This is a genomic window from Mucilaginibacter sp., from assembly GCF_028288105.1.
Lineage (GTDB): Bacteria > Bacteroidota > Bacteroidia > Sphingobacteriales > Sphingobacteriaceae > Mucilaginibacter.
Genome location: NZ_JAQBOI010000124.1, coordinates 15,086 through 31,650 on the forward strand (window position 1 = coordinate 15,086; position 16,565 = coordinate 31,650).

General features: G+C 41.6%; 14 protein-coding genes. 8 read left to right on the forward strand and 6 right to left on the reverse strand.

Features of this window, described 5'->3' with window-relative positions; translation table 11 throughout:
* The gene (locus JWQ85_RS08505) at positions 1-405 is read left to right on the forward strand and encodes a cupin domain-containing protein (RefSeq protein ID WP_299466865.1); all 405 of its coding nucleotides are present in this window, start codon (positions 1-3) and stop codon (positions 403-405) included.
* 97 nt (positions 406-502) lie between these two features.
* On the opposite strand, the gene JWQ85_RS08510 is transcribed toward JWQ85_RS08505, so the two are convergent.
* Complete coding sequence (locus tag JWQ85_RS08510; protein ID WP_299466868.1) at positions 503-844, reverse strand: HopJ type III effector protein; 342 nt, start codon at positions 842-844, stop codon at positions 503-505.
* A 249-nt stretch (positions 845-1,093) separates the two neighbouring features.
* Between JWQ85_RS08510 and JWQ85_RS08515 the strand changes: the two genes are divergently transcribed.
* Both JWQ85_RS08515 and JWQ85_RS08520 read left to right on the forward strand, forming a co-directional pair.
* Entirely contained in the window at positions 1,094-1,432 is a 339-nt protein-coding gene (locus JWQ85_RS08515) for a hypothetical protein (protein WP_299466871.1), read from the forward strand.
* 57 nt (positions 1,433-1,489) lie between these two features.
* A complete protein-coding gene (locus JWQ85_RS08520; RefSeq protein ID WP_299466873.1) occupies positions 1,490-2,734 on the forward strand; it encodes a hypothetical protein in 1,245 nt (414 codons plus the stop codon).
* Positions 2,735-2,847: 113 nt separating this feature from the next.
* Here the strand turns inward: JWQ85_RS08520 and JWQ85_RS08525 are convergent, their stop codons facing one another.
* On the reverse strand, positions 2,848-4,560 hold the full coding sequence (locus JWQ85_RS08525) for a phospholipase D-like domain-containing protein (protein ID WP_299466876.1): 1,713 nt from the start codon (positions 4,558-4,560) through the stop codon (positions 2,848-2,850).
* A gap of 228 nt (positions 4,561-4,788) precedes the next feature.
* Here JWQ85_RS08525 and JWQ85_RS08530 point away from each other — a divergent pair, with 228 nt between their 5' ends.
* On the forward strand, positions 4,789-7,248 hold the full coding sequence (locus JWQ85_RS08530) for a bifunctional UDP-N-acetylmuramoyl-tripeptide:D-alanyl-D-alanine ligase/alanine racemase (RefSeq protein ID WP_299466879.1): 2,460 nt from the start codon (positions 4,789-4,791) through the stop codon (positions 7,246-7,248).
* Positions 7,249-7,264: 16 nt separating this feature from the next.
* On the forward strand, positions 7,265-7,858 hold the full coding sequence (locus JWQ85_RS08535) for a DUF502 domain-containing protein (RefSeq protein ID WP_299466882.1): 594 nt from the start codon (positions 7,265-7,267) through the stop codon (positions 7,856-7,858).
* Here the strand turns inward: JWQ85_RS08535 and JWQ85_RS08540 are convergent.
* Both JWQ85_RS08540 and JWQ85_RS08545 read right to left on the reverse strand, forming a co-directional pair.
* The gene (locus JWQ85_RS08540; RefSeq protein ID WP_299466885.1) at positions 7,842-9,104 is read right to left on the reverse strand and encodes a TCR/Tet family MFS transporter; all 1,263 of its coding nucleotides are present in this window, start codon (positions 9,102-9,104) and stop codon (positions 7,842-7,844) included. The genes JWQ85_RS08535 and JWQ85_RS08540 overlap by 17 nt on opposite strands.
* Before the next feature lie 16 nt (positions 9,105-9,120).
* Positions 9,121-10,383 (reverse strand): TCR/Tet family MFS transporter, encoded by a 1,263-nt coding sequence (locus tag JWQ85_RS08545; RefSeq protein ID WP_299466888.1) that lies wholly within the window; start codon positions 10,381-10,383, stop codon positions 9,121-9,123.
* 107 nt (positions 10,384-10,490) lie between these two features.
* Between JWQ85_RS08545 and JWQ85_RS08550 the strand changes: the two genes are divergently transcribed.
* Positions 10,491-12,446 carry a TlpA disulfide reductase family protein gene (locus tag JWQ85_RS08550; RefSeq protein WP_299466891.1) on the forward strand — a complete coding sequence of 652 codons (1,956 nt, stop codon included), beginning with the start codon at positions 10,491-10,493 and terminating at the stop codon, positions 12,444-12,446.
* A gap of 64 nt (positions 12,447-12,510) precedes the next feature.
* Here the strand turns inward: JWQ85_RS08550 and JWQ85_RS08555 are convergent, their stop codons facing one another.
* On the reverse strand, positions 12,511-13,218 hold the full coding sequence (locus JWQ85_RS08555; protein ID WP_256537144.1) for a TIGR00730 family Rossman fold protein: 708 nt from the start codon (positions 13,216-13,218) through the stop codon (positions 12,511-12,513).
* Between the two features lie 22 nt (positions 13,219-13,240).
* Entirely contained in the window at positions 13,241-14,725 is a 1,485-nt protein-coding gene (locus JWQ85_RS08560; protein ID WP_299466898.1) for a sodium:solute symporter, read from the reverse strand.
* A gap of 283 nt (positions 14,726-15,008) precedes the next feature.
* On the opposite strand from JWQ85_RS08560, the gene trpA reads away from it, so the two are divergent.
* A complete protein-coding gene (gene trpA, locus JWQ85_RS08565; RefSeq protein WP_299466910.1) occupies positions 15,009-15,779 on the forward strand; it encodes a tryptophan synthase subunit alpha in 771 nt (256 codons plus the stop codon).
* A 51-nt stretch (positions 15,780-15,830) separates the two neighbouring features.
* Positions 15,831-16,499 (forward strand): STING domain-containing protein, encoded by a 669-nt coding sequence (locus JWQ85_RS08570; protein ID WP_299466901.1) that lies wholly within the window; start codon positions 15,831-15,833, stop codon positions 16,497-16,499.
* Positions 16,500-16,565 lie beyond the last annotated feature (66 nt).

A 16,565-nucleotide genomic window follows, 5' to 3' on the forward strand; every position in this document is an offset into this window, starting at 1 on the left:
ATGAAAAAGAATAACAACTTCCTGTTAAACGCAATCGTTACTATTAGTTTCATTGCATTGTTCATACCCGGCTTGGCCACGGCACAGCAATCGGGAATAAAACGTACCGAACTTCAACGGCACGATATCAGTATTCCGGGCCACGAGGCAGTTCAGGTGCGAATAGATTTTGAAAAGGGTACTGCATTCGGAAAGCACTCACATCATGGCGAAGAGATCATCTATGTTCTGGAAGGGCTATTCGTGTATGAGGTTGAGGGCCAACCTCCGGTAACCCTGAAAGCGGGAGGTGTTCTCTTTATCCCTGCAGGCATCAAACACGCTGCAAGGAATGTTGGCAAAGGCAAAGCTGTAGAGTTGGCAACTTATATTGTTGAGAAAGGGAAACCGCTTGTTGAAATGTAAAGCGATAGCTATTAGATAAATAGGAGAGGAATGATCATGGCTTCTACAAGCGGTACGCTTGCAAAGCCATGAATCATTTCGGCTGTCGACTATTTTATTATCTCGGAACCAAGGCTTCTCCTTCAAAAACTATCCCCGGCCAACCATGAGCCATAAACTGCCTGATATTTTGATGATCTGTCGCGGTAGGGGTGGCCAACACCGATTGGTAATGTTCTGCAAATAAGTAAAGGGTATCTGCTGCACTTAAGTTATTTATTTGAGCAAAGGCAAAAACCTTCGCGCTGCCTTGATTTTGAGTTGCTTCATTATATGCATCCCCATTTTTAAATGCGGTAGGTTGATGCTGGTTATACGTCTCTATAAATTCAATAACGTTATTAAACGCAAGTGTATTTTCTTTTAAAGCTGTAATTAAAGTAAGTAGCTGTTCTTTCATTTGGCAATAATATTAAAAAATCACCTCCTGATGAAGGTAATTAGTGATAAACAATCAATTGAATTTGGGTTTCCATATTATATTCGTCAGGAAAATAGTAAGCAGAAATATTTTTTATTCAAATGCTTTGAAATGCAAAGTACTTTTACTTAACTTTGTATTGCAAAGTACTTTAATCCATAATTAATATTGTATATCAAGTACTTAATAAATATCAAAAACTATTTATAACTTATAAACTAAATTATCATGTCACAGACAAACAATTTAACAACACAACCAATCCAGCCGGCTGCATTAGGCAAACGCATGTTAATCGGCGGGGGGATCGCTTTACTCGTGATCTTAATTTTTGTGATCGGAGTACGTAACCCTAACCCTGCCTGGGGGAAGTTATGGATGATAAGGCCGCTAATTATAACTCCGTTAGCAGGGGCAATGGGTGGTTTGTTCTTTTACTTTATGGATAAAGTGCTTAACCAGAACGGCTGGAAAAGGGCGGTGACTCTTATATTGGGCGTTATCGGATACATCATTGCATTGTGGTTGGGTACTGTTTTAGGATTGGCCGGCACAATGTGGCATTAAACAGCACTAACAGATCAGCATTAAAGATTCTAACAAAAAAGTTTAAAATATAAATCCATGAAAGACGAAATACTCGCCCATCTAAACGACCCCGGGCAGCTCGAAAAAATGTACCGAACTAATAAGGGGCTTTTTAAGCGAGAGTTCCGCACGTTATATCCAGACCTTAAAGGCAACACGCTCGCTGATTTCTGGAATGAAAGGCTGAATTACGAAAGTGATGAGATCAACTGGGGTACAAGCAGGGAATTATTGTTCGTGATAATTGCTTCGTTGGTGGCAGGTGTTATTGCAAAGCTGCCCGCAATTTTATCTATAAACGAAGAGTTTTTCTATTCCAGGAACATCGGTTTTGTCGTGTTTCCGCTGTTAACGGTTTACTTTGCATGGAAGAACAAATTATCAACCGGTAAAATCGCTTTTATTGTTGGCGCAACCCTTGCAGGTTTAATTTTTATCAATTTCCTGCCTAATGTTGAGAAAAGCGACACCCTGATTCTATCGTGCATTCATTTAGTTTTGTTTCTATGGTCGATATTAGGTTTTGCTTTTGTTGGTGGAAGCAAAAATGACGAGGAGAAGCGACTTAGCTTTTTAAAGTATAACGGCGACCTGGTTGTTATGGCAGCTCTTATCGTTATAGCAGGCGCAATTACGAGCGGTATAACCGTCGGGCTTTTCTCGCTTATCGGTTTTCATATTGAAGAGTTTTATTTCCAAAACATTGGAGTATTCGGGCTTGCCGCTGTACCAATTGTAGGCACCTATCTTACCCAGACTAATCCGCAGTTAGTAGGAAAAGTTTCCCCGGTAATTGCTAAGCTGTTCAGTCCGCTGGTAATAGTGATGCTGGTGGTTTATTTGATAGCGATAGTTTATTCGGGTAAAAACCCTTATAATAACCGGGATTTCCTGCTGATTTTTAATGCCTTATTGATCGGCGTTATGGCCATTATCTTCTTTTCTGTTGCCGAAACATCTAAAACAAATAACAGTTATACGCAAATCTGGGTTCTTTTCCTGCTATCTGTTGTAACCATATTAGTTAATGGTGTTGCGCTTTCTGCCATCTTGTTCCGGATCTCAGAATGGGGGTTCACACCAAACAGGACCGCGGTTCTGGGTGGCAATGTCTTAATTCTAATAAATCTGCTTTTAGTAACTGCGCAGCTTTTTAGGGTGCTATCAAAAAAAGACGACATAACCGGGGTCAGGAAGGTTATTGCCTTTTACCTGCCCATCTACTTCGTATGGACAATTATCGTGACCTTTATATTCCCTTTGATATTTGGGTTTAAATAAATTATTTGAGATGTGTATCTTCCCGGTTAATTTAAACGAACCGAACAAACAAAGCCTGATAGGAAATTATCAGGCTTTGTTTGTTAGCAAAAAATGAAAAGGTGATCGTGAACTTAAGCAAATAAGAGCCTGTCTTTGATCTTACGGATATCTGTGTAATCTTCCAGCCACCAGGTCTCATCCTGAAGGTTTTGTGGTGCCGGTTTCAACTCTAATTTGAGCTTGCTTTTTTTGGCGGCCTTTGTTGCCACCCTAAAATGGTAATGGTCAAAGATGCGCAGTGCTTCAATCATATAAGCTACCGCGATCTTGCGATTTTTGATCAGCACCAGGTTCTCGCCATTGGTACCATCCGCGGCAAACGAAAAATTGTATGAGCCCATGTATACCCGGGCATTTGGCTTATCAAAATCAATCACCACAAACTTATGGTGCATGCGGGTGCCGCCACCTCCTGTTGGTTCAGATTTAAAGGGCTCGGGTACATCTTTCTCTAATGATGCCGGGCTAACGGGCGAGTAGTTGCCATTTGGTGTCAGGAGCTTAAATCCGCCTGCCTTTTTATCGGATATGCCGTAAACAAAGATTTGCTCGTTCAGGGTAACATCTGTCAAAGCTTTGCGCACGGGGCCGCTGGTTTGCGACAAAAAGGCCATGGAATAAAAAAGGCTGGAGCGGGTGGTTGCAATATCCGCGCCGATACTATTCAATACAGTATTACTGCCCGAATGCGGGGAAAACGCCACACTGGCGTCGATATCAGCTAATCCGAGCGATTGCCAGGCTGCTGCTGTCGAGCCGCCAAAGTCGCCTGCGCTGTCACTTGTCCAATATTGTTCAAAGGCGGCCTTAAAAACGTTTACGCTGGTTTTGCCTGTCAGCACAATGGCATTATTATTCTGTACGTACAAGCCGCGCCAGGCAAAGTTGGTTGAACCGCAAACCACAAGTTGGAGTGTGGGACTATCAACAATGATGGTTTTGTTATGCTGGAGCTTACCCATGTGCTGCCTTTTAACGTGCAAGGCTGTGAGCAGCAAGCGCTCTTCGGCTTGTTTTTCGGCAGAATTACCCTTGCCATGATCGCCGTCGTCATCAATGATGAGCCGTAGTTTTTTCCCCAACAGCTCCAGCCGGTTAACAATTTCGGGTACATTCAGGTCATAAGCTACAACGTCTACTTTGGCATCGGGGTCGGCAATGGCTTTATCCAATACTTCAAGCAATACGCTGCGGGCTTCAAACCCCATCCAGGCCAGCGCCTCAGCGGCTTTAGGATGGCTTGGTTGAAAGTTTAGGCTTAATTTGGCGGTTGTTGGCAGCAGCGTTTTAATTGGGCCGTCCTTTTCGTAGAAATCTACAAATGCCTGCGAGGCTACAAAGCCACGCGTAAAGCTAACATTGAGTTTGCCCGGATAAGTTTCGCGATGCAGTTCAATACCGGCCTGCTGGAATTCCCCATAGCTGAGTTCGCCCAGCGCGTTCATAAATACGGGCGATACCCGGTAAATGAATTTGCCGGGTATTTCGGCATTGCGCGGAAAGTGCACCCAGCGAAATTTTTGTATGGGAGAAAACTTTGTGGATAGCTTTAAGTTTTTATCCAATCCTGTGTTTCCGGGAAAAGAAAGGCGATTTTTGAGCGCGAAAAATTTTTCACCATTGGGCTCCTGGTATTCTATAGCAAAGCCTACAAAGTCGCGTGGCGGCTCAGCGGTCTTCCAATTCATGGCTACAAGGGTCATTCCCTCGCCGCGGTGAAGTTTAAGGCTAAACAAGGCTTTGGCATTTTTGCCGCTAACCTGAAATTCGTTTTCGGTTGGCATAAGGATAGGGGATTTATAGGTAGGTGGTTGTATTGTTAAATTTAATCAATACTTACATATATTGCTAATAATCAGCAAATTAATTATTTGAAGAATAACAGCAAATAACTGTCCGGTAATTATCGGCCTGAAAAAACGAAAAGCGATCCACTGATCGGTTTTTTTCGTTTTAAATAATTTTGTCATCACTTAATATTAAATCAATTAAAAGTGTACGATATTCGTGTCATGCAAAATTCTTACACCATTAATGATGTAAAACAAATTATAAACGCCACCGGCAATATAGTAGACGATGCTACCATAAGCGTGTTACTTACCGATACCCGCCGTATTAGTAACCCGGCTATATCGCTGTTTTTTGCACTGGCCGGCAGGCGCGACGGGCACGAATTTATTGCAGATGCTTATACAGCGGGTGTCCGCAATTTTGTGGTTAACCACCAGCCGGATACCATTATGCCCGATGCTAATTTCCTGATCGTGGCAGATGTATTGGTAGCTTTGCAGGACCTTGCAGCGCATCACCGAAAACAATTTGATATAGAAGTGATAGGCATTACCGGCAGCAACGGCAAAACCATTGTAAAGGAATGGCTGTACCAGTTAATGAGCCCCGAGAAAAACATTGCCCGTAACCCAAAAAGTTATAACTCGCAAATAGGGGTGCCGCTTTCTGTATGGCAAATAAACGAAACACACAACCTGGGCATATTTGAGGCGGGGATATCAACCCCGGGCGAAATGGATAAGCTGGAAGCCATTATACAGCCCACAATAGGGGTGCTTACCCATATAGGTACCGCGCACGATGAAGGCTTTGAATCGCCGGAAGAGAAATTGTCTGAAAAATTAAAGCTGTTTAAGAATTGTAATCAGCTGATATATAATTACGAGGCTTTATTGGATCATAAGGATGAATTGAAAACCTACCAGTGTTTTTCGTGGAGCCGTAAGTTTAACCTCGTTGACCTATATGTTTTCAGCGAAACAACCATATCTGGCAAGTATTATATGCGCGCCATGTATAAGGAGAAAGAGATCGAGTGCCTTTTGCCATATCGTGACGACGCCTCGATAGAAAACGCTATTGTTTGCTGGGCTACAATACTGGCAATGGGTTACAGCCCCGCAGATGCCGACGACCGTATCGAGCGCCTTGCAGCGGTAAGCATGCGGCTGGAGTTAAAACATGGCATAAACGATTGCTCTATTATTGATGACTCCTATAATTCAGATATTCAATCGTTAGAGATAGCGCTGAACTTTTTGAATCAGCAAAATCAGCACCAAAAGAAAACGTTGATCCTGTCGGATATTTATCAATCCGGTTTAAAGCAGGATGCTCTGTATAAACAGGTAGCACAAATGGTAAGCACTAAACAGGTAGACAGGTTTATTGGGGTGGGTACGTTCCTGCAGGAGTATAAAGAGTATTTCAACTTGCCCCAGATGCATTTTTATGCCGATACAGCCACTTTGCTCAAGGAGTTGAATAAGCTGCACCTGCACGATGAAACCATCCTTATAAAAGGCTCCAGAAGCTTTGAGTTTGAGCGGATAAGCCGGGCGCTGGTGCAAAAAGCGCATGAAACGGTGTTGGAGATAAACCTGAATACCTTGCTGAGCAACCTTAACTTTTACAAAGCCAAGCTGCAACCTGGTGTTAAAATAATGGCTATGGTTAAAGCTTTCTCATATGGAAGCGGAACTTTCGAGGTAGCCAATATGCTGCAGTATAACAAGGTAGATTACCTGGCGGTGGCTTATACCGATGAAGGCATCGCGCTTAGGGAAACGGGGATTACCCTGCCTATAATGGTGCTTAACCCCGAACCGCTGGCTTATGATAAACTGGTAGCCAATAAATTAGAACCGGCTATCTACAGTTTTACTTTGCTGGACGAGTTTGTGAAATTCGCGCAGGAAGAGGATGTGTTTAACTATCCGGTTCACATTAAAATAGATAGCGGCATGCACCGTGTAGGTTTTGAAGCGTTTGAGGTGGAACAATTGTGTGATCTGCTGGAGATAAACCCCTACATTCAGGTACAATCGGTATACTCGCACCTGGTAGCAAGCGATGCCGAACAGCACGATCTGTTTACTGTGCAGCAGATAAGCATATTTGAAAAAGCTTATTCACAAATAGAAGATGCTATTGGTTATAAGCCCATTAAACATATCAGCAATACATCGGGCATTACCCGCTGGCCCAATGCCCAATATGATATGGTAAGGCTGGGCATTGGCCTGTATGGTGTTGATGCGGCTGTACCGCGTGAGGAAAACGGATTGCAGCCGGTAGCTACGTTAAAAACTACCGTATCGCAAGTAAAGAAAATGGCCGCTGCCGAAACTATTGGTTACAACCGTAATGGCAGCCTTAAAACCGATGGTAAAATAGCGACCGTACGCATTGGTTACGCCGATGGCTATCTGCGCGCTTTTGGTAATGGTGTAGGGCGTATGCTGGTAAACGGCACACTGGTACCAACGGTTGGTAACATCACTATGGATATGTGTATGCTTGATGTAAGCAACGTAGAGGTAAAAGAAGGGGATGAGGTGATTGTATTTAACGAACAACAACGGATAGAGGAACTTGCCCTCCAAATTGGCACCATCCCTTATGAAATATTAACAAACATTTCGCAAAGGGTAAAAAGAGTGTACTTTTATGAGTAGATTTTGATTGATAGAGATGAAGAGACTATTTCGTGCCTTACTTAACTATTTTATTAAAGGGTTGCTTATCGTAGTGCCGCTTGGGGCTGCTTTTTTTCTTATGTTCTGGGTTGTATCGCGGATAGATACAGGGCTTAATTTAAGTACCGAAATATTGGTAGATAGCCAGGGTAAACCGCTTTATATACCCGGATTGGGTATTTTAACGGTAATAATTATCATATTGATTGCCGGTATATTGGTAACTAATGTAATTACCGACCCCATAAAGAAATGGTTTATGCGCTGGCTGAATCGCGTTCCCTTATTTAAATTCCTGTACTCATCTATCAAAGACCTGACCGAAGCTTTTGTGGGTGAGGAGAAGAAATTTAACGAACCTGTTTTGGTTGAAGTAAATGAGTTTGGCCTCAAAAAAATCGGTTTCCTTGTACAAAAAGATATGAAAGCGCTTGATCTGCCGGGCGAGGTTGCTGTGTATTTCCCTATGTCGTACTCATTTGCCGGGCAGGTGGTTATTGTATCGGTAGATAAAGTAAAACCTATTAACCGGAGCGCTGCCGAGGTGATGAAATTTGTGATATCCGGCGGTGTTAGCGGCCTGGAGTAGGGGCATTTTGCGGTAGTAGTTTTGGGTCTTTCTTTTTAAAACTCCGTATCGTTAATATTATACTGATAAACATCAGCACGGCACCCATCAGGAATGGCGCGCCCGGGAAATAAACCGAAGCCCCCTTAATAGTAAAATGGTGGAATAATGTGGTCATCATCAGCGGGCCAATTATGGTTGTTACACTTACCAAACTGGCAAGTGCTCCTTGCAATTCACCTTGTTCATTGGCAGGCACATTTTCAGATATAAAGCCTTGTAAAGCAGTGCCACCTATACCGCCTAAACAATATGGGATCATAAAAACATACATCAGCCAACCTACATTATTAAAAGAGATAAGTATAAGCCCGATGCCATAAAATGCAATGCCCGCCATAATATTTTTGCGAAGGCCAAACTTGGGTATCGTCCATCGTACAAAGCCGCCCTGTATACCTGCTATAAGTAAGCCAATGAATATCCCCAACGCGCTAATGCTATGTAATGTCCATTGAAACTTTTCTATCAAATAAAATGGGAGTACGCTTTCAATAGCTTTTTGGCCTACATATACTAAAGTATAAGCCGTGATAAGTGTACTTATCGCCATTGAGTATTTTCTTAACCTTAATAATGAACCAACAGGGTTCGCGCGTTTCCATTCAAACCTGCGGCGGTTGCGCATAATTAATGATTCTGGCAATACAAAGAAACCGTATAAGGCATTTAGTAATGCCAGCCCCGCGGCTACTATGAAGGGTAATTTTATCCAGTAAGCACCCAAAAAGCCACCCAGGCCAATACCCAAAATAAAGCCCAGACCTGTTGCAGCGCCTATCAATCCAAAATTGGCAGCACGTTTATCGCCGCTGCTTACATCGGCAATATAGGCGGTAGCAGTAGTTGTACTTGCACCCGCAATACCGGCAATTAACCTGCCCACAAAAAGCCAGGCAATGGTGGGAGCAAAGGCCATAAAAAGATAATCGATGCCAAAGCCAAAAAGAGAGAACAGTAATACAGGTCTGCGGCCTATCATATCGCTTAGGTTACCCAGTACCGGGGCAAACAAAAACTGCATTGATGCATAGGTAAAGGTAAGCCAGCCGCTGTACTGGCTGGCCATACTGATATCAACATGCGCAAGCTCTTCCAACAATTTGGGGAGGATAGGAATAATAATGCCCAGCCCAAGCACGTCGATAAATATCGTAATGAAAATAAATCCTAAAGCAGCTTTGCCGTGTTGTACGGGTTTCTCCATATTTATTAGTAAGCAATTAATGCAGGACGCTGTTATAAGATGTTTTATCGATAGATTGTTTCTCCTTTTTAAAACTTCTTACAGCAAGCAGTGCAGCAATAAGCATTAATGCCGATGCTATAAAGTAGGGCGCACTCGGTAAATGTACAGGGGCTTTACTATTTGTGAAGTAATAAAATACGTAGGTCATAAACCACGGGCCGAATATGGAACTTAAACTCATTAAACTGGTTAGCCCGCCTTGCAGTTCGCCTTGTTCATTTTTGGGCACTTCGTTGGTCATAACACCTTGTAATGCCGGGCCGCAAATGCCTCCCAATGCATAAGGTACCATAAAGGCAAACATCATCCAGCTTTGGTTTGCCAGGCCAAATAACAACATACCAATAGCATACAGTACCAAACCTATCCATATGCTGCGGTTTTGGCCAAGTTTTGGGATAGCAACCCTTATCAATCCTCCTTGTACTATGGCAATGGTTAAACCAATAAAACCTAAAGAATATCCAACTACATCTTCGCTCCATTTAAATTTTTCCATGGTGTAGTACGTCCATACACTTTGCACGGCATGCCCCGCAAAATAAACAATGAACAGGCAGGTAGCCAGGCCAATAACCGCCGGGTATTTTTTTAATTGCAGTAAGGAGCCCATTGGGTTAGCACGTTTCCAGTCAAAATTGCGGCGGTGTTCTTTATCTAAAGATTCGGGCAGAATAAAAAAGCCATAAGCTGTATTCAATAAAGCCAAAGCCGCCGCCGCGTAAAATGGATAATGCGTATCATATTTACCTAATATACCACCTATAACAGGCCCGATTATAAAACCCAGGCCAAATGCTACACCGATCATCCCGAAATTTTGAGCACGTTTTTCTGGCTCGCTCACATCTGCTATATAGGCAGATGCAGTGGTAAAACTGGCACCAGTTATTCCCGCTATAATGCGGCCAACAAACAGCCAGCCAATAGTAGGGGCAAAGGCCAGGAAAAGGTAATCTATACCAAAACCGAGGAGAGAAAATAAAAGTACCGGCCTGCGGCCATATTTATCGCTAAGGTTACCTACCAGCGGCGAAAAAAGGAATTGCATAGCCGAGTAAGCAACAAATAATAATCCGGATATTTTGGATGCATCGCTTATGTTACCGTGAATAAGTTTTTCGATAAGTTTTGGAAAAACGGGGATGATGATAGCTAAACCGATAACATCAATAAGCAGGGTAATAAATATAAAGCTTAGGGCAGCCTTTTTTTTTGGTTGTGTAAGCGCGTCCATTGCCGTAAATAAACAACTAATAATTTAAATATCTGTAACTAATTGTCAGATAAAATTTGGAAATTACCTAACTAAATCCGTACATTGACTAAAAACTTAGTTATCACATGAAAACACTTAAAATCTTTTTAGCAATACCTTGCGCGTTGCTATTGCAAAGTTCATTTGCGCAAACAGCAGATCACCTTAAGTTGTCAAATTCTTTGCCGGTGGCTGGTGATAAGGTAACAGTTACCTATGACCCGACAGGTACCCCGCTTGATGGTAAGGACAAGCTCCAGGCGGTTGTGTATTTTTTAGATAATAAGAAGTTCCCGGCGGCTGATATTGACCTTAAAGCAGATGGGAAATTATTGAAAGGTGATTTTACGGTCCCGGCGGCAGCCAAAGCTTTTTTTGTGAAGCTAAGCAGTGGTGAGAACGTTGACGATAATGCCGATAAGGGATATGTTTACCTGGTTTACAACAAAGACAAAAAGCCGGTTGAGGGCGCTTACGCCAGCAAGGCTTATTTAATATACTCTGGCATGGGTAATTATTTTGCTAAAATTAAACCTGATGTTCCTGAAGCAGCCGGGTTGTTTAAAAAAGAATTTCAGTTATATCCGCAAAGTGAAAAAGAATACCAGCTTAACTACCTGATGCTTTTAGCCGGATCAAAGGATGATGCGGATAAGAAATTATTGGAAAGCAAGGTTGCAAAATTAGCTAATAGCGCCGATGAAAAAGATATGATGCAGGCTGCCTCACTTTATACCCGCCTTAAAAAAGTAAATACAGCCGATTCGTTAAATGCGGCTATAAAGGCAAAATTTCCGCAGGGCGATGCTGTTAAAAACGCTATGGGTATGGAGGTCAATAAAGAAAAAGATCCCGCTAAAAAGGAGGCCCTTTACGCTGCCTACATAGCTAAGTATCCTGAGAAGGACGAGAAAAACTCTATTCAGGATAATTTCCGTGTGCAGATAGCCTCATCATATTTACAGGCCAATAATATGGAAGGCTACAAAAAATGGGAGCCTTTGATCAAAAATAAATCATCACTGGCTGGTACATTAAACAATATAGCATACGAGTGGGCAAAAAAAGGGGAGCACTTAGAGGATGCCGCCATGCTGTCAAAACAATCGTTAGATATATTGGATGCAAGTTTAAATGACACAGATGGCATGATGTACAGCACGCCTAAACAAGCCCGCGAAAATAACCGTGCTACTTATTATAACGATGCCGATACCTATGCGTTGATATTACTTAAACAAGGCAAAAATGCGGAAGCATTGAAGTATCAGCAAGAAGTATATGATAACACAAAATATCCCGACCCGGAAATAATTGAGCATTACGCGCAGATACTTGCGGCTAACGGCCAGCACGCTAAAGCACTTACAGCAATAGAAAAAGCATTTGTAGCCGGTAAAGCCAATGAAGCGTTGAAACAGGAACTGGCATTGGATTATGTAAAAGTTAAAGGCAGCGATAAGGGCTATACAGAATATTTAGCCTCATTAGACACTAAGGCAAAAACAAAATCAAGAGAGAAGTTTGCTAAGGATATGATAAACCTGCCGGCACCTGCCTTTGCGCTAAAAGATTTTGATGGTAACGAAGTTTCTTTAGCAAGCCTTAAAGGTAAAGTTGTTGTGGTTGACTTTTGGGCAACCTGGTGTGGTCCTTGTAAGGCATCATTCCCGGGTATGCAAATGGCGGTTACCAAGTTTAAAGATAACCCTAACGTGAAGTTTTTATTTATTGATACCTGGGAAAATGGCGACAATTACCTGCCGGGTGTTAAAAAATTTATTGCTGATAACAAATACACTTTCCATGTATTAATAGATGAGAAAGGTGAGGATGGAAGGCAAGCTAAAGTTGTATCGCAATTTAAAGTAGATGGTATACCAACTAAATTCGTAATCGATAAAAATGGTAATATCAGGTTTAAATATGTGGGCTATTCGGGTTCGGCAGATGCTGTACTGGATGAGGTAACCAACATGGTTGAAATGGCAGCCGACCCTGATGCCGTTACCACATCACCTAAGGTATCGATGCTTAAATAAAGATTACCTATAAGTAAAAAGGCGGCCTGGTATACAGACCGCCTTTTTTATGAAATATAGCCGATTAAAAATTCGGTTTCAATACATATTTATCGTAGAAACGGAAGATGTGTTCCGCGGCTTCTTCGGCAGTATCAACCACACGGTAAAGATTAAGGTCATCCGCGCTGATGTTGTGCTCGTCTGCCAGCATGCGTTCTTCAACCCATTTAAACAGGCCGCCCCAATATTCAACCCCAACAAAAACGATAGGGAAGCGGGCTATTTTACCGGTTTGGATCAGCGTTATTGCTTCAAATGACTCATCCATAGTGCCAAAGCCGCCCGGCAATACTATAAAGCCCTGCGAGTACTTCATGAACATAACCTTGCGGATAAAGAAGTAATCAAACTCCAGGATCTTATCCCTGTCGATATATTTATTGTGGAACTGTTCAAAGGGGAGCTCGATGTTTAAGCCTACCGACTTACCACCTGCCTCGTAAGCGCCTTTATTAGCCGCTTCCATAATACCCGGCCCACCGCCAGATATTACGCCGTAGCCACGCTCTGTAAGCAAGCGGGCGGTATTCTCGGCCAGTTTGTAGTACTTGTTATCGTTATGTGTACGTGCCGATCCAAAAATGGATACGCATGGGCCAATTTTAGCCAGTTTCTCAAAGCCGTCAACAAATTCGGCCATTATTTTAAATATCTGCCAGGAATCGGTAACCTTAATTTCCTGCCAGTTTTTGTTCTCAAATGCTTGTCTTATTTTTTCTTCACCAGTCATGTTCTATAATAAAAAAGTATAACTATAATGTTGCAAGCTTTGTTTTCTTATGCGAGCTTAGCAACAGGCCACCAAAGGTAATTAATCCGTTTACAATGATGAGTTCATTGTCGAAAACATAACCGCCTAAAAGGTTTTTTGACTCGGTGCTGAGGAAGTAACAAACTGCCGGGGATATCAAACAAATAAACGGCACCAGTTTATCATTAACCTGCCTGTTACTCATAAATAAACCAAAGCTGTAAAGCCCTAATAATGGCCCATAGGTGTATGATGCTACCTTGAATATGGCGGTTACTACGGCATCATTATTAAGGGCGTTAAATAAGATGATAGTCAGGAACATTAGCCCTGAAAAAGCGATGTGCACATAGTGCCTAACGTTGATCATCTCCTTGCTGTTTACATCGCCGCGTTTATTGAAGTTTAAGAAATCTACGCAAAAAGAAGTTGTTAAGGCCGTCAGGGCAGAATCGGTAGTGGCAAAGGTTGCTGCGGTTAAGCCCAGCATAAATACCATTGCAGGTACTATGCCCAGGTATTGTAAAGCGATGGTAGGGTATAGGTAGTCGGTTTTTGCTACCGTAATGCCATTGCGTTGCGCATATATGTATAATAAAGCGCCAACACTTAAAAAGAAAATGTTGATCACCACAAACACGGCGGTAAAGCTGAACATATTCTTTTGAGCTTCTTTTATGTTTTTCAAGCTTAGGTTTTTTTGCATCAGGTCCTGGTCAAGGCCGGTCATACCAACGGTAATAAATAACCCACCCAGAAATTGTTTACTTAGATGGAAGTGGCTGCCCACGAAATCATTAAAGAAAAATATTTTGGAGTAGCTGCTGTTTTTGATGGCTTCAGCAGCTTCAAATATATTGTAGTTAAGGCTGTCGCAAATAAAATAGATAGACAGGAACACCGACGATACCAGGAATAAAGTTTGCAGGCTATCGGTTATGATAATGGTTTTTAAGCCGCCTTTAAACGTGTACGACCATATCAGCACTAGGCATATGAGCACTGTTACAGCAAATGGCACACCATAGCTGTCAAAAATGAATTTCTGCAATACGATAACCACTAAATAAAGCCTGAATGATGAGCCAATGGTACGGCTAAGCAAGAAGATGGCTGCTGCTGTTTTATAGCTCCAGGTACCTAAAGCCTGTTCAATATAACTATAGATAGACGTAAGCTTTAAGCGGTAATATAATGGTAACAATACAGTAGCGATAATAATAAAGCCCGCCGCATTACCCAGCACAAATTGAAAGTACGCGAACTGGTCGCCGCTTGGTGCGCCAACCTTACCGGGTACCGATATAAAAGTTACCCCGCTAAGCGCCGTTCCTATCATCCCGAAGGCAACTAAATACCATTTGGAGTTACGGTTAGCTACAAAAAAAGTATCGTTATCTGATGATTTTTTTGAGGTGAGGTAAGATATCACCAGCAGTACCAAAAAGTAACCAACTATAAATGAGAGTAATATTCCCGGCGCCATAATTTATTTAGGGTTTAATGGAACCTGTCAAAAACAGATTGCCCTAAAGTAGAGGTTAGGATCAGCAAAACAAAATTAATTAACCACAATAACGGGCAATTAACCACAGTGGTCACAGAGAAAAATACACAGAGAGCACAGAGATTAAATAATTTTTAAAGCTTTGTGTCCTCCGTGAAAAATCTCTGTGTACTCTGTGGTAAAATATTCTTACCATACTATAAAAGACAATTTATTAACAATATTTTTGCAGGCAAATAACATGACTCATACAACCGCACCAATGAACCGACTGAACCAGCTTTTTGCAACAAAGAAAGAAAACTTGCTTTCGATATATTTTACGGCCGGCTATCCGGAACTGAACACCACCGTTGATATTGCTGAAGCGTTAGAGAAAGCCGGTGCCGACTTCCTGGAGATAGGTTTCCCATACTCAGATCCGGTTGCAGATGGGCCAACAATACAGCATAGCTCACAAACGGCGCTGGATAATGGCATGAATCTTAAATTATTATTTGACCAGCTGAAAGATCTGCGCAGCCGAGTAAGCATCCCTATTTTGTTAATGGGCTATGTTAACCCAATAGTACAATTTGGTGTTGAGCATTTTTGTAAAGCAGCAGCTGCGGTAGGGGTGGATGGCATTATCGTACCCGACCTGCCTATGTATGAATACGAAATGCTTTACAGTAATTATTTTGAGGATAATGATCTGAGCAATATATTCCTGGTTACCCCGCAAACATCTGAAGAACGCATACGTAAGATTGATGGGCTGAGCAATAGCTTTATTTACCTGCTTTCGTCATCATCAATAACAGGTGGTAATTTGCAGTTAACTGATAGTATTGAAGGTTACTATAACCGCATTAAAGCCATGAAGCTGAAAAACCCAACCATTATAGGTTTTGGTATATCAGACCATAAATCGTTTAATAAAGCTTGCCAATATGCTAACGGCGCCATTGTAGGCAGCGCTTTTGTGAAACTACTTGCGGAAGATAACTACATGGACAAGATCCCGGCGTTTATAAAAGCCATTAAAGGGTAGTATTTTAATACTATTATAGTTATATTTAATCCTAAGTTTAAATGCGGCAGGATGACATTTACTTTTAAATTTTTTCCTTTAAAAGATTTAATTTTTTCTATAATCCCAACTATTGGTAGTTATGGCGGATACCTTGACGGAATTATTAAGTTCCCTAATAGATACTTAGCCTTAGGTACGGGTTTAATTGTTTCCATTATATTAGGAATCATATTTCACTCCGAAAATGTACGTACTTATAAGAAATCGCTTGCCGAAATATTGGCCATGGGCTATTTTATGAATTTTACAGGGCGTTTAGCCAAGTTGTTAAAAGGAAAAGCAGATATAGGGTTTTCTTTTGATAAAAAGAGTGTAGCTTATTATGCTCCGGTAAACGTTAATGTGATAGTGGGTATCCCCAAATCATTAAGCTCACTGGTGAAATTTTGTAACATGGTTGAAGCGAAAGCGGATGTTGCTTACATTCGGGAATCAACAAAAAATGATCCATACTGGGTGCGTGCAAATAAAGAGGAGGATGGAACTATTACTATTTATGAGTTTCCACGCACCTTATTTGCATTAAACAGGTATTTAGAAAAAGAATTTTCAAACACCGCAAAGGCGGAAAAAAACTCCAGAAAAATTTACAAATATTTTGATGAAAAGTTAAAACAGTTAAAGATACATCACAGTAATGAGTTTCCTGAAAACCGGATAAAATTTGAATATGTATAACGTGTTTTTTTAAACCGCCAGATTTTTAATTTTAGATGGAGTGAAGTAAAGAATGTAGAGCTTATT